Source organism: Hymenobacter sp. R533113 (assembly GCF_056835965.1).
The window spans coordinates 346113-358865 of record NZ_JAKWBD010000014.1 but is presented as its reverse complement, the minus strand read 5'-3'; the positions used below and the strand labels follow the sequence as shown (position 1 = coordinate 358865).

The 12753-nt window shown below is 57.3% G+C and carries 12 protein-coding genes and 1 pseudogene; 1 reads left to right on the top strand and 12 read right to left on the bottom strand.

Features of this window, described 5'->3' with window-relative positions; genetic code table 11:
• Positions 1–327: 327 nt before the first annotated feature.
• From MKZ35_RS20575 to MKZ35_RS20550, 6 genes are all read right to left on the bottom strand, one after another.
• Complete coding sequence (locus tag MKZ35_RS20575) at positions 328–873, bottom strand: ABC transporter permease (RefSeq protein ID WP_482515100.1); 546 nt, start codon at positions 871–873, stop codon at positions 328–330.
• A 150-nt stretch (positions 874–1023) separates the two neighbouring features.
• On the bottom strand, positions 1024–1920 hold the full coding sequence (locus tag MKZ35_RS20570; RefSeq protein ID WP_482515099.1) for an ABC transporter ATP-binding protein: 897 nt from the start codon (positions 1918–1920) through the stop codon (positions 1024–1026).
• Positions 1921–2136: 216 nt separating this feature from the next.
• Positions 2137–3879, bottom strand: coding sequence for a M14 family metallopeptidase (locus MKZ35_RS20565; RefSeq protein ID WP_482515098.1), 1743 nt, complete (start codon positions 3877–3879; stop codon positions 2137–2139).
• 105 nt (positions 3880–3984) lie between these two features.
• A complete protein-coding gene (locus MKZ35_RS20560; RefSeq protein ID WP_482515097.1) occupies positions 3985–5559 on the bottom strand; it encodes a DUF4394 domain-containing protein in 1575 nt (524 codons plus the stop codon).
• 373 nt (positions 5560–5932) lie between these two features.
• Positions 5933–6370: a DoxX family protein gene (locus tag MKZ35_RS20555; RefSeq protein ID WP_482515096.1), complete on the bottom strand. Its 438-nt coding sequence runs from the start codon at positions 6368–6370 to the stop codon at positions 5933–5935.
• A gap of 113 nt (positions 6371–6483) precedes the next feature.
• A complete protein-coding gene (locus tag MKZ35_RS20550; RefSeq protein WP_482515095.1) occupies positions 6484–7185 on the bottom strand; it encodes a hypothetical protein in 702 nt (233 codons plus the stop codon).
• A 130-nt stretch (positions 7186–7315) separates the two neighbouring features.
• Between MKZ35_RS20550 and surE the strand changes: the two genes are divergently transcribed.
• On the top strand, positions 7316–8179 hold the full coding sequence (gene surE / locus MKZ35_RS20545; RefSeq protein ID WP_482515094.1) for a 5'/3'-nucleotidase SurE: 864 nt from the start codon (positions 7316–7318) through the stop codon (positions 8177–8179).
• A 94-nt stretch (positions 8180–8273) separates the two neighbouring features.
• Here surE and MKZ35_RS20540 read toward each other — a convergent pair whose 3' ends face one another.
• The 6 genes and pseudogenes from MKZ35_RS20540 to MKZ35_RS20515 form a co-directional block, all read right to left on the bottom strand.
• Positions 8274–9854 carry a DUF4394 domain-containing protein gene (locus MKZ35_RS20540; protein WP_482515093.1) on the bottom strand — a complete coding sequence of 527 codons (1581 nt, stop codon included), beginning with the start codon at positions 9852–9854 and terminating at the stop codon, positions 8274–8276.
• Between the two features lie 188 nt (positions 9855–10042).
• Positions 10043–10192, bottom strand: a complete 150-nt coding sequence (locus tag MKZ35_RS20535) for a glycine betaine ABC transporter substrate-binding protein (protein WP_482515092.1) — start codon at positions 10190–10192, stop codon at positions 10043–10045.
• Positions 10150–10650 (bottom strand): glycine betaine ABC transporter substrate-binding protein, encoded by a 501-nt coding sequence (locus MKZ35_RS20530; RefSeq protein ID WP_482515091.1) that lies wholly within the window; start codon positions 10648–10650, stop codon positions 10150–10152. Before MKZ35_RS20530 ends, MKZ35_RS20535 begins: the two co-directional genes overlap by 43 nt.
• On the bottom strand, positions 10590–10865 hold the full coding sequence (locus tag MKZ35_RS20525) for a glycine betaine ABC transporter substrate-binding protein (RefSeq protein ID WP_482515225.1): 276 nt from the start codon (positions 10863–10865) through the stop codon (positions 10590–10592). Before MKZ35_RS20525 ends, MKZ35_RS20530 begins: the two co-directional genes overlap by 61 nt.
• Before the next feature lie 113 nt (positions 10866–10978).
• Positions 10979–11605: pseudogene (locus tag MKZ35_RS20520) on the bottom strand (ABC transporter permease); the annotation flags it as partial.
• Positions 11593–12678: an ABC transporter ATP-binding protein gene (locus tag MKZ35_RS20515; protein ID WP_482515090.1), complete on the bottom strand. Its 1086-nt coding sequence runs from the start codon at positions 12676–12678 to the stop codon at positions 11593–11595. The gene MKZ35_RS20515 and the pseudogene MKZ35_RS20520, both read right to left, overlap by 13 nt.
• Positions 12679–12753: the final 75 nt, after the last annotated feature.

Below are 12753 nucleotides of genomic sequence, written 5' to 3'. Positions count from 1 at the left end.
TTTTTTGTTGTGCAACGAGGGCCTCACCCCCTTCGCCGCTTAATACGCGGAATCCTTGGAGAGGGGGCCGGGGGGGTGAGGCAATCGTTAGGAGTCTAAATAAAATCTACAGATCCCGGTAGCGGAGCAGCAGGTAGCTGCAGAGCCAGAAGATTCCGGCATAAACCAGCGTGATTGGTACGGCTTGGGCGGCGGTGAGGGCGCTGGTGGGACCGGTCATGGTTTCGAGGATGGCCTGCGAAGGGTTGGGCGTAAGGCTGCTGAATACTTTGGTGGGGAAATAGCGGTCAATCTGGTCCTCGACGGGAAGGCGCAGCAGGGGCTCGATTACCCAGGAATACAGCAGGAAAAGCAGGATGGCTGGTCCGCTTTGCGAATCAGGAAGCCAAAAAGACCGGCTAGACTAAGGTAGCCCAAGGCCTGCACGCCGTAGCGAAGCAGCGCGTCGAACAGCCCTTCCGTGGCAGAAGCGCCGGAACCGGCGGTGTGAGTAAGGCCAAAGTAGAGTCCGACCAGCACCACCACTAGCATCCCAAACAGCGTTAGCAGGCCCGCTACGGCGAGTTTGCCCTGTATCAGGCCGGCCGGGGAGAGGCCGTCGATGAGCTGCTGCCGGAAGGTGCGAAACTGAAATTCGTCGGTAATAAGAATGATGAGCAGAATGCCAAGCAGCAGATGAAAGTAGCTGGCTACGTACGCCAGTTTGGTCCACAAGCCCGGAAACGCATACAGGCTGCTGCCCATAGTCTGACCATTGATAGTCACGCTGCCACCTACTGAAACGAAGAAAGCCAGCAGCCCCGCAAAGAGTACCAGCACAATCCAGACCGTGCGGTAGGGCAGGAGCTTACGGAGTTCAGCACGTACGAGCATAAGGCAAGAGGTTGAGAGTAAGTAGATAATCTGGGGTGGTACTACGACTCAAAGTTGCAGTACCCCTATCATTGCTGATAATTGTTTGCGCTTAGGTCGTTGAACGATAGTGGTACTACGACTTTGAGTCCTAGTACCACTCAGGACGCGTTACTTGGTTAGCTCCAAAAACTGCGTTTCCAGGCTGCGGTGCCGAACTTCGAGGCTATTAAGCACTAAGCCTTGGAGAAAGAGAGCCTGATTCAGCTCGGCGGGCTGACGGTCCGGCGCCAGCACGGCGCTAGCGCCTCCGGCCGGCTCGGGCCGCACATCGGTAACCCAGGAAAAGCCCCCAAGGGCCTCCAGCAGCGCCGCCGGCGCGGCATTGGGCACCAGACGCAGCACTACACGGTCGGCCACGGCCAGTATGTCGCGGACGGGGCCGGCGGCGCGCAGCTCCCCGCGCTGGAGCACAGCCACGTGGGTACAAACCTTCTCAATCTCATCGAGCAGATGACTGGCCAGGATAATCGTTTTTCCCTCGGCAGCCAAGCGCAAAACCAGGCTTCGGACCTCTGCAATTCCCTGCGGGTCAAGGCCATTGGTGGGCTCATCGAGCACCAATACCTCCGGGCGGCCTAACAAGGCAGAAGCCAGAGCCAAGCGTTGTTTCATACCCAGCGAGTAACCCCGGAAAGCATCGTGCTGGCGGGCGGCCAGACCAGTTATTTCCAGTGCTTCCGTGATGGTGCTGGGGTCAGCACCTTTCACATCGGCGGCAATCTGAAGGTTTTGGCGAGCGGAGAGGTAAGGAAAAAAGTTGGGGGTTTCCAGCAAAGCACCAACCCGGCGCTTGCTAGCACTCGAAATTTGCCCCCCAAACCAGCGCACGGTGCCACCCGATGCCTGCAACACCCCCAGCGCAATACCGAGCGTGGTGGTTTTGCCGCTGCCATTCGGCCCCAACAAGCCATACACGCTGCCTGCCTCCACCGTCAGATTCAGGCCCTTTAGCGCCTGTGTGCTTCCATAATTTTTGGAGAGGTTCTCGATTTCAAGAATGGGCATGTGATAGACTTAGAATTGGAGGTAATAGGCTTAAAATCTTACTGAAAGCTTTGTTGACCACCTGCGTTTGTTATGCTCCATCTGGCGTCCGCCTGTCGAAGCATCTCTACCGCTTCGTTGGATTAGCACTGCAACATCAGCACGCGAGATGCTTCGTGACCGGACGCCAGATTCAGCATGACAGGAAAAATAGATCGACATGCTAAGCGTAGATTATTATTCCACCGGCAATTTGCCCCCCAGCCAGCGGGCTACGGGGTAGCGCAGGTAGGATTTCTCGTAGTGCGGGGAACGGCGGTAAATGAAGTCCAGTTGAGCGCTGGCGCTTTTTGCAAACGCCGGATCTTCCTTTTTGCGGGCTTCTAGCTGCTGGCGAAGCTGCGGGTCGCGGCGGAGTAGCTCAGCGGCCAGGTCCTCAAATACGTAGTCGGAGAAGTGCTCTTTCTGCTGTAAGATGCTGTCGAAAAAGCCCCAGTTGAAGAACGAGTCCGTGGCCTGCGGCTCCAGGGTTTCGACTAAGTAGCGGACGGCCGCCTGATCAACTACGGCCACATAATCCCCTTTTCGGAACGCTACGGCTTGCTGCTCGGGCCGCAGCTTCACCTGTGAGTGCAGATAGTGGCCTTCGTAAGGCCGAGGAGACGTTTTGTAGTCCTCCACATAATACACCTCCGTCGTGAGGGTGGTATCGCGGCGGAGGCGTTGCATCTGCACGCCACTCAGGCGCAGGCGCTCCAGCACTTCACCCCAGGCCTGGGGAACAAGGTAAGCCATGGGGCGACGCACGGTGGTAATAGGGCGGTAGGTGTGGTAGTAGCTGACGGGCCGCGTGAAGGGCGCTTTGCGGTCGTAATACAGGCGCGGCTGACCACTCACTTCGCTGGTTTTGGTACGGCCTTCGTAGCCCTGGAAGCTGAACTTGTCAATCTGCGTCGTGTCGAGCTGCCAGGTCAGGGGGAAGTCGGTTTGGGCGCGGGTTTGCTGGTCGGCCGTGGTGCGGGCCTGCTTAATTTGGGCTGCATCCTGGTGCACGGTATGAATGAGCAGATCCAGAAAATCGTAGGTGACGCGCACGCGGGGGGCAAATTCCTTGAGCATGTGGGTCTCGGTCACGAAGCCCAGGGTATTGAACAATGCCGTGTAGCCGGTGGAGTAGCGCGGCGTCTCTAGGAAGCCGCGCAAGCCACTCTCGGGCGTCCGGCCCTCGAAGTCGACATAGGGCGTCAGCGGCCATTTCTTCTTTTCCATACCCGCGTGCAAAGCCGGCAGCAACTGCTGCTGCATGTACTGACTCATGGCCGGATGCAGCTTGTCGCGCTGGGTGTCAATCAGGGTCATGGTGTACTGATAATCAGCGCCGTTAGACGTGTGCGTATCAACAAAGACTTCCGGCTGCCAGCGCTGGAAAAGCTGGGCGAAGCTGCGGGCATTGCGCGAGTCCTGCTTGATGTAGTCGCGGTTCAAATCGAGGTTGCGGGCGTTGCCGCGGAAGCCGTATTCCTGGGGGCCATTTTGGTTGGTGCGGGTGGTGCTGTTGCGGTTCAGAGCGCCGTCTACGTTGTATATCGGAATGAGCACCAATGTAACATTTTCCAGTTGGCGCCGCAGCTCTTTTTTCTGCACATAGTCGCGCACGAGCATCATGCTGGCGTCGATGCCTTCGGGCTCGCCGGGGTGAATGCCATTTTGAATAAAGACGACGCGCCGGTTTTTGGCCCGCACCGAAGCTGGGTCCGCGTCCCCATCCAGCGACACAATTACCTCGTGCAGGGGCTGACCAATGTCGGTGGTGCCGGCCTCGCGCAGGGTGATTTCGGGGTAGGCCGCGTCGAGCCTTTTATAGTATTCTATGCACTCGGCGTAGGTGGCGGTGGTGTTGCCGTTGCCTTTCTCGAAGGGCGTGCGCCAATCGGGGGGCGCGGTGAAAAGAAGGGAGGCGGAAAAAAGAAGTGCGAGCATGCAGCGGGGAATTTTCTGCAATCAACGCTAAAAAAACAGAAAGCCCTGACGCGCACGTCAGGGCTTTCTGCTAATATGTTGTGTGAGAAGGTAAAGAGGATACGCTTAAAAGCCTAAGCCCACGGCAAAGCCAGTAAACTGCTGGCCCTGAAGTTGCCGCAGTGGCGTTTGAACTCCAGTAGTCAAATTAATCGAGTAAATCATCGAATTAAATGAACCCTCAAGTCCGTAAGCCATATTGGTCGTTCCCCCAATATCAAGATGGTTGATGTTAGTTCTCAAAGGATTGATTGCCACTAAAGTGCCTGCATTAGGCGGATTTTGTAGGTACAGGGTACTAATGTTGGAGGAGTTATCACCAGTGGTGTATAAGTTGGTCGTCGTGGCGCCAGCGAAGTTATTATCGTAGGCTGCCCCATAAATTCTTGGTCCACTGGGGTTAATACGCCCATCGGCAATAGCTACGCCGTCTACCGGATTCACCCGCAGATTTTGGCCCGTACTGCTCACAATGCGAATGCGATCAGCTACTGGGTTGAAGTCAAAGCCATAGCTACCACTCTCTAAGAGGATGCTAAGGGTAGCCACGAAGGTGGCTTGGCTAGTGCTTGGGTTAAGAGTATAGAGGCGACTGGAAGAAGTCAGCGCATAGAGTTGGCCCGTCGCTGGCCGGAAGTCCAAGCCGACGATAAGATCCTTGGGGTCGATGCCACTAATTCCTCTGGATTGGTAAGACCTAGGATTGGAAACATCATTGGGGTCAAAGGACAGTAACTGAAGAAATATCAAATCACTTTTTGGATCATCAAAAGCTTCCGTCACATACACAATGGGCCGGGTAGGGATGGCAATACCGCTATAGTTCAGGTTAGCCGCGTACTCGGCCAGGGGCCGGGCCGCGCCGGTGCTCAGGTCGACCGTAAATAAGGTCGGCTTGCCCTTGACTGTATACAAGCCTAATGCCGTACCCGTCTTGGCATCAATGTCAAAGCCTCCGTTCCCTGTTACGTTCAGGTTCAGGCTGCCTACGGGCACGAGCGCGCCGTCGTTGGGCGGGTTCACTAAATACAGCTGTTGGTTCTGAGTGTTGATAGCATAAAGCGCCGTGCTCGTCACCCCGTTCGTATTGTTGGTGTAGGCTGCCCCGGTAAGCGTAGCACCCGCGGCCCCATTGATGGCGCCATCGGTGGCGGCCACCGTCCCCGTCTCCGGGTTCAGGCGTAGGTTCTGCCCAGTCGAGGTCACTAAGCGAATGCGGTCCACGGTGGGGTTGAAGTCGAAGCCCACTAAGTTGCCGGTCACGGCGGGGGTAAAGGCCCCGGCTCCAATAGCGCGGGCCACGCCAGTGTTTTGGTTAATCACATACAAGCGGCTGGCACTGCTCACCCCGTAGAGCTGGCCGGTGGCGGGCCGGAAATCAATGGCTAGCAGGGTTTCGCCGCTGGCTAGGCCCGTAATGGCGACGGTACCCGTACGGGAAGCCGTATTGCCCGTATTATAAGAGTCCAGCCTGTTGCCGCCCGATAAGGCATAGAAGGGAATATCTTGGCCTAAGCCGGGAAACGTGGGGGTCTTGGATTTGTTGGGGAAGTACTGTTCCAGGATGTCCTCGCAGCTACTCAGCGAGGATACTAACAGAGCAGCCGCGCCCCATTTGGCGAGGGAAGAGAGTTTTAGCATGTTTACAAGAGCATAGGATTGAAGAAAGAAAGAATAGGACTGGACTAATCGTACTTACGTTCAGCTTATTGTTTTGGATTTTAGAGATTGTATTATTATTATTGAAATATATTTTGATATAATAGGTTTCACTACGTAATGGTCTGTGAAGCAGTAGTTTATGCGTCAAACTGAATTCTGCTGAGTGAATAAATGCTTACTCGTTCGCTTAAGTAGCTCAAGTTGCGGAGGGGAACTTCATGCTAGTCTTCTCGCGCTGGTTCAGCGCTCTGCATCTTGACTTCAAATAGCAAAGCCCTGACCTAGCGACATAACTCCTGATGGAGTTGCCGCTAGGCCAGGGCTTATTGAGGCAAAGTTGTTCTTGGGCGAATTACTGATATAACCGGCGCGGGCCCGGAAACAGTAGTTTATCCAGGCTATACCGGCCGGGTCCGATAAATAGCAGGCCTAAAAACACAAAGGCTGACTCAACGGCATGGGAGTAGCCGCCGAAATTGTCGCCTTTGCTTATGTGCATAATGGTGGCCATAATCATGGTAATGAGTAGGGCGGCGCAGGTGATGCGAAAGAACAATCCTACTGCCAATAATTGCCCCCCAATGGCCTCCGCCACCGCCGCCAGCAAGCCCCAGGCGGTAGGCGCAAAGTCAAGCCCTACGAGCTTCATCACACCTCCTACTTCGGTCCAGGCGGCTTGGCCACCCATGAGCTTGGGGTAGCCATGTATGGTGAACATCATGCCTAAGCCAACGCGCAAAATCAACAACCCTAAATCACGCGTACGGTAGGTGTTTTCAAACAGTAGCATAGGCAAGTGTCAGACAATAAGATTGTTGAGGGAGAAGGTAGCCAAAGTAGTAAGCAGCCCGACATTGCCAAAATACAGGAAATATAGCATAATGCACTTACTGGCTTTTTGCGCTACCGTGACACTAATACCCCAATAATGCGCGTGGCCGTGGGTACGTCGGTGGGCCGTAGCTGGCTGGGGCGCTTGGGGGGCAAAGATTGCTCATCCAGGAGCCACGACATATTCACAGCATCGGACACGGCTACCAGGCCGGCTTCGGTTTTCTCAATGGTCGTGATGCCGTATTGCTGCCGGGCCGCGCCGTAGGGCGAGCCTACCCCAATACCATCGGCGGTGCGGTACTGCGGGTCCATGACGCGGATGCGCCAGATGCGGAAGCCTTCCTGCTCATCGCCCGCCATTTCCAATAAGATAGGCGGAGCGGTGGGCTGCTGCGCATCGATTACTTCGTACACCGGGTAGGTGATGCCCGCACTGGTACGCGTCGATTTGCGGCGGCGGCTGGCCGGAATCAGGCGCAGAACGGCCTGCTCGCTGGTATTCAGGCGCAGGCGGCCTACCCGGTCGGAGCTGAGCAGGTGCAGGGAGTCGGGGGTGGTGGGGTTGGCCGCCGATACGGGCTTCTCGGGCGTGCCCGGCGGTGGGGGCGACGTGGCCGATGGTGCTGATGCCGAAGGTGGGGCCGAAGACTGAAACGGCTGTTCGCCGCTCGAGGCCACGGGGGTTTGGGTGGTAGATGAGTCGCAGGCGCTGATGGCAACCAGGGCCAGCAGGAATGCTGCGGCGCGAGCGGAAGCAGGAAAGTAGAACATAGTACCGAAGCCTTACGGTAGTGGTGCGCAGGTCGTTGACTTAACACATGCTTTACTCACCTGCGAGGGAGGAAGCCGCCGGGCTTGCCTACCTTTGCGGCTCGCTTACTCACTTCAACATCCCGAACCTGTGGCCTCTACACCTTCCAAACCCCTGATTCTGATTTCCAATGACGACGGCATCACGGCCCCCGGCATTGCGACGCTCGTGCGCGTGATGCGCCGCATTGGCGAAGTAGTGGTGGTAGCGCCCAACTCGCCCCAGTCGGGCATGGGCCATGCTATTACCATCGGCCACCCGCTGCGGCTCGACTCCAGCACTATTTTCGAGGGCATCGAAGCCTATGAGTGCTCCGGTACGCCCGCCGACTGCGTGAAGCTGGCCAAGCATCATGTGCTTAAAGACCGCCAGCCTGATCTGGTGGTGTCGGGCATTAATCACGGCTCCAACTCGTCGGTAAACGTGCTGTATTCGGGCACGATGTCGGCGGCCATTGAGGCGGCTATTGAAGGGCTGCCCGCCATTGGCTTCTCTTTGTGCGATTATGGGCACGAGGCCGACTTTTCACACACCGAAGAATGGGTGGAGCATGTTACCCGCCAAGCCCTGGAGCACGGTATTCCGGCAGGTACGGCCCTGAACGTGAACATTCCCAAAAAGTCGGATACGCCGATTCTGGGGGCCAGATTGTGCCGCCAGGCCCGCGCCAAGTGGCAGGAGGAGTTCGACCTGCGCCACGATCCGCACAAGCGCCCCTACTACTGGCTGATCGGCAGCTTCGTGAACCTCGATGAAGGCACCGACACCGACGAGTGGGCGCTGGCCCACAACTTCATATCCATCGTGCCCTGCCAGTTCGACCTCACCGCCCGCGCCGGCCTCACACAGATGCAGCAGGGATGGGCGTTGCAGTTGCCCGGCCAGCCTGAGCCCACCAGCATCCCGGCCGCTCAGCCCGTGGAGCCGGAGGATTATGGCGTGGCCAATCCATAGGGTTGAAGAAACTACACGCAAAAAAGCCCCCAGACTTGGTCTGGGGGGCTTTTTTGCGTGTGATGGAAGGAATCTAAACTACCAAAGCTCGAAACTAGAACCCTAAGCCCACGGCAAAGCCATAGATGAGAGGGCCGGAAAATGGGCGCAGAGGCGTCGTAGCTCCGGTCGTTAAGTTGATTGTGTAGATCATAGAGTTTCCTCCTGCGAGCAAGAAGCCGTAGCCGGTATTCGTCGTTCCCCCAATATCAAAGTGCTCGATTGGGGAGCTTAAAGGACCAATTTCTGTCAAAGTGCCCTCATTAGGCGGATTCTGCAAGTACAATGAGGTGCCAGACGAGCCGTTGCTACCCGCGACATACAAGTTGGTTGTCGTGGCGCCCGCGAAGTTGTTGGAGTAAGCTGCTGCACGGATATTTCTACCACTGGGATTAATGCGCCCATCGGCAATGGCCACACCGTCCGCTGGATTCACGCGCAGATTCTGACCAGTTGAAGTTACAATACGGATACGATCAGCAACAGGATTGAAGTCAAACGCAATACCACCGCTTTCTAAAGGAATGCTGAGGGTAGCGACGAACGTGGCTTCGGCTGTGGCCGGGTTAAGGGTATAGAGGCGGTTGGCTGAACTCAGTAGGTAAAGTTGGCCGGTGGCTGGGCGAAAGTCTATTCCTATAGTGTATTCCAGATCGCCTAGCCCAGTAATTGGTCTTCGCGAAGAGCCAGAACTAGCCGTTGGGTCGAAGGTATATAAGCCCTTAAATACGATAGGCTGTTTTATATCTTGTTGAGAATCCAACGCATACGCGACGGGCCGTGTGGGAATAGCAATACCACTATAGTTCAGAGTAGCCGCGTATTCCGCCAACGGACGGGCGGCCCCCGTGGTTAAATCCACGGCGAAAAGCGTAGGCTTGCCATTAACCGGATACAAGCCTAAGGCCGTACCCGTCTTGGCATCAATGTCAAAGCCTCCGTTCCCTGTTACGTTCAGGTTCAGGCTGCCTACGGGCACAAGTGAGCCGTCATTAGGCGGGTTCACTAAATACAGCTGTTGGTTCTGAGTGTTGATAGCATAAAGCGCCGTGCTCGTCACCCCGTTCGTATTGTTGGTGTAGGCTGCCCCCGTCAGGGTAGCGCCCGCGGCCCCATTGATGGCGCCATCGGTAGCGGCCACCGTCCCCGTCTCCGGGTTCAGGCGTAGGTTCTGCCCAGTCGAGGTCACTAAGCGAATGCGGTCCACGGTGGGGTTGAAGTCAAAGCCTACCAGGTTGCCCTGCACAGCGGGCGTGAAGGCCCCCGCGCCGATAGCGCGAGCTACGCCCGTGTTCTGATTAATCACATACAGCCGGTTGGCACTGCTCACACCATAGAGCTGCCCGGTGGCCGGGCGAAAATCAATGGCCAGCAGGGTCTCGCCGCTGCCTAAGCCCGTGAGGGCCACCGAGCTAGTGCGGGTGGCCGCGTTGCCTGTACTATAAGCATCGAGCCGGGTACCACCCGACAAGGCGTAGAAGGCAATGTCTTGGCCTAAGGGCGGAAAGGTAGATATGGTGGGCGGGTTGGGGGTAGGCTTGGGGAAGTACTGCTCCAGAATGTCCTCGCAGCTACTGAGCGAGGACAACAGCAAAACAGCCGCGCCCCATTTGGCGAGGGACGAGGTTTTTAGCATTCTAACTTTATTATAGGATTGAAGAAAGAAAATGTAGTAATATGAGTTGTTCTACGTGCTGATGACCTCTTGAGATTTGCCTATTTTAATAATTAACTATATTAATATTAGCTTAACAAAAGCACACAGCTTAGCTGCTGCATCGACCTTAAGTCGTACACCTGGTTACCTCGTGACTTGGCAACGCATCATTGACGCAGGTAAGCTCCGAGCTCTGATACAGAGGCGATTTGTAGCTGCTCTGCTTGCTGCTGACGCATAAGTAGGGCGTAGGTATTGTTGAAACCTAGCGGGCTCAGCCACTCCAGACCATAGCGCTGCCGAAAACGCGTTTGCACGTAGTCGAATACTGCCTGCGGATTGCCCCCAGCGAATCGATGGTGGCAGGCGGGGGCTGCAATAACACTAGTAGGCCCGTACCAGTGTACTCCGGATACAAGTCAATTTGGCCCGTACGAAGCGCCTCGAAGCAAATACTGGTGCCGCCCAGGCCAGTCTTGGTTGCGACATCCAGGTTGGTATAGCCCTGGATCAGGGCCGCGTAGAGCTCAGCCAGAATGTATTGCTCAGCAAAAATCTTGGAGCCTAGCGTAATGGTGGCGCCATTGACAGGCTGAGGGTCGCGCCACAAGCCGCGGCGACGTAGAAAGTCGTGGGCCACGGCGCGGGGCGTTTCGTGGCGGTAGTCGACGCGGTAGTTCAGCTCCGTCATCACCGAGTCATCGATGCGGCCGGCTAGCTTTTCCAGCACCGGGCGCAGCTCCGGGTGAGCCGCCAGCACTGCTTGGCGCACCACGGGCGCGGCGAAGTAGGGCGGAAAAGCCCCCGGTCGTCGCGCAGCACGCGCAAGTCATACGCCTTGATACGGCCATCGGTAGAGTAGCCATCGATAACATCGACGTCGCGGTGACGGGCGGCCTCATACACCAGGGCCGGCGCCAGAATGACGCTAGGTAGTGGGCTGAGCCCGTATTTGGTTTGCAAACCGGGTAGGCCATCGGCCCGCCCCACAAACTCAGGACTGAAACCAGCCAGCAGCTTGCCCGTGGCGCGGGGCAGCAAATACAAACCCGCCAGCAAAGGCAGCAGCACCAGCAAAAAGCCCCCACGCGGGTGAGGCGGCGGGCGCTGAGGCGTTGCAAGCGGGCCAGCGCCGCATCGAAAGCCAGCGCCAGCGCGGCGGCCGGGATGGCGCCGGCCAGAATCATGGCCGGATTATTTAAGGCAATGCCGCCAAAAATAAACTCGCCCAAGCCACCCGCCGCGATGTAAGCCGCCAGCGTAGCCACCCCCACATTGATAACTGTGGCCGTCCGAATGCCCGCAAACAACACCGGCAAAGCCAGCGGCAGCTCCACCCGGCGCAGCACCTGCCCATCGGTAAGACCCAGGCCGCGGGCCGCCTCTACCACGGCCGGACTCACGCCCTGCACACCCGCTAGCGTATTGCGCACGATGGGCAGCAAGGAATATAGAAACAGCGCGAAAATGGCCGGCTCTGGCCCGATTCCCAACACCGGAATCAGGAAGCCGAGCAGGGCGATGCTGGGGATGGTTTGGAGCACACCTGTGAAACCCAGCACGGCAGGTGCCAGCCGCGGCCGACGCGTAAGCAGCAGCCCCAGCGGTACGCCCACCAGCACCGCCAGTAGGAGGGAAGCAGCCGTCAGGCCGATGTGTTGTAGGGTTTGGTGGCCGAGCTTCCCGGCCTGGGCCTGCCAGAAAGCCAGCAGTTCAGTCAGGACTTCCATGCGGTTTCGGCTTGGTGAATAGCGTTGGCAAAAGCGGCCATCAGCTCCGGTAACGTGACGCGATGCTGGGGGGCATTTTCGTCTGATTCTATGATAAGCAGATGGCGCACCGAGCCATCTGCTGTCCCCTGATTCATTGTTGCGTCAGCGGCTTTTGGCTCAGTTAGTATCTCTACTGATTCTTGAACTGAATGATTATATGACACCGGTTTAGTATTGGATAACGAGCCATTTATTTTTTCTGATTCTGAGCCATTTGCTGAAGCTGTTTTTGTGCTGGGGGGCAAAAATGGTAGCAGGTCCCGGAGGCGAAGTGTGCGTAGCTGTAGGGCCAGCCGCTCGGCGACGAAGAAGTCGCGGACGAAGTTATTGGCAGGTTGAAAGAGCAGTTCGTGCGGTGTGCCCAGCTGCTGAATTTGCCCCCCATTGAGCAAGGCAATACGGTCGGCCAGCTCGAAGGCCTCGGTGACGTCGTGCGTCACCAGGACCATGGTTTTGGTGCGTAATTCTTCCAGCTCCCGGAACTCGCGCCGAATACCGGCCCGCGTCACGGGGTCGAGGGCGCCGAAGGGCTCATCGAGAAGCATGATGGGCGGGTCGGCGGCCAGGGCGCGGGCCAGACCTACGCGTTGTTGTTGGCCGCCGCTGAGCTGGTGCGGGTACTGCTGAGCGAAGCGCTCGGGGGGCAAATGCAGGCGGGTGAGCAGGGCGCTGGTGCGTTCCGCAATAGCCGTAGGCGTGTGACCCAGCAAGCGCGGCACCACCCCCACATTTTCGGCCACGGTGTAGTGCGGCAGCAGGCCCACTTGCTGAATCACATAGCCGATGCCGCGGCGCAACACTTCCGGCTGCTGCTGACCCACCGCCACACCATTGATTTCTACTGTGCCGGTCGTAGGTTCGATGAGGCGGTTAAGCATCTTAAGCAAAGTGGTTTTGCCGCAGCCGCTGGGGCCCAGCAGCACCAGCGTTTCACCCGCCGCCAGCTCAAACGACACGCTCTGCACCGCTACGTGGCCGGGGTAGCGCTTACTCAGGTCGCGGACGCGGATGGTGGGCGGGGCTATGCTCAAGGGGAAGTATATAAGAATGTAACCCGAAGCGGCGCTTCGCTTCGCGTTGAGGCCGTTTGGCACATGGCTGTCTAG

What these genes read in the sequence shown, in the direction of transcription:
- MKZ35_RS20565 (WP_482515098.1), bottom strand. Translation starts at nt 3,879, where the DNA reads ATGCTCGCACTTCTTTTTTCCGCCTCCCTTCTTTTCACCGCGCCCCCC.
- MKZ35_RS20550 (WP_482515095.1), bottom strand. Translation starts at nt 7,185, where the DNA reads ATGTTCTACTTTCCTGCTTCCGCTCGCGCCGCAGCATTCCTGCTGGCC.
- MKZ35_RS20560 (WP_482515097.1), bottom strand. Translation starts at nt 5,559, where the DNA reads ATGCTAAAACTCTCTTCCCTCGCCAAATGGGGCGCGGCTGCTCTGTTA.
- MKZ35_RS20570 (WP_482515099.1), bottom strand. Translation starts at nt 1,920, where the DNA reads ATGCCCATTCTTGAAATCGAGAACCTCTCCAAAAATTATGGAAGCACA.
- MKZ35_RS20575 (WP_482515100.1), bottom strand. Translation starts at nt 873, where the DNA reads ATGCTCGTACGTGCTGAACTCCGTAAGCTCCTGCCCTACCGCACGGTC.
- MKZ35_RS20540 (WP_482515093.1), bottom strand. Translation starts at nt 9,854, where the DNA reads ATGCTAAAAACCTCGTCCCTCGCCAAATGGGGCGCGGCTGTTTTGCTG.
- MKZ35_RS20555 (WP_482515096.1), bottom strand. Translation starts at nt 6,370, where the DNA reads ATGCTACTGTTTGAAAACACCTACCGTACGCGTGATTTAGGGTTGTTG.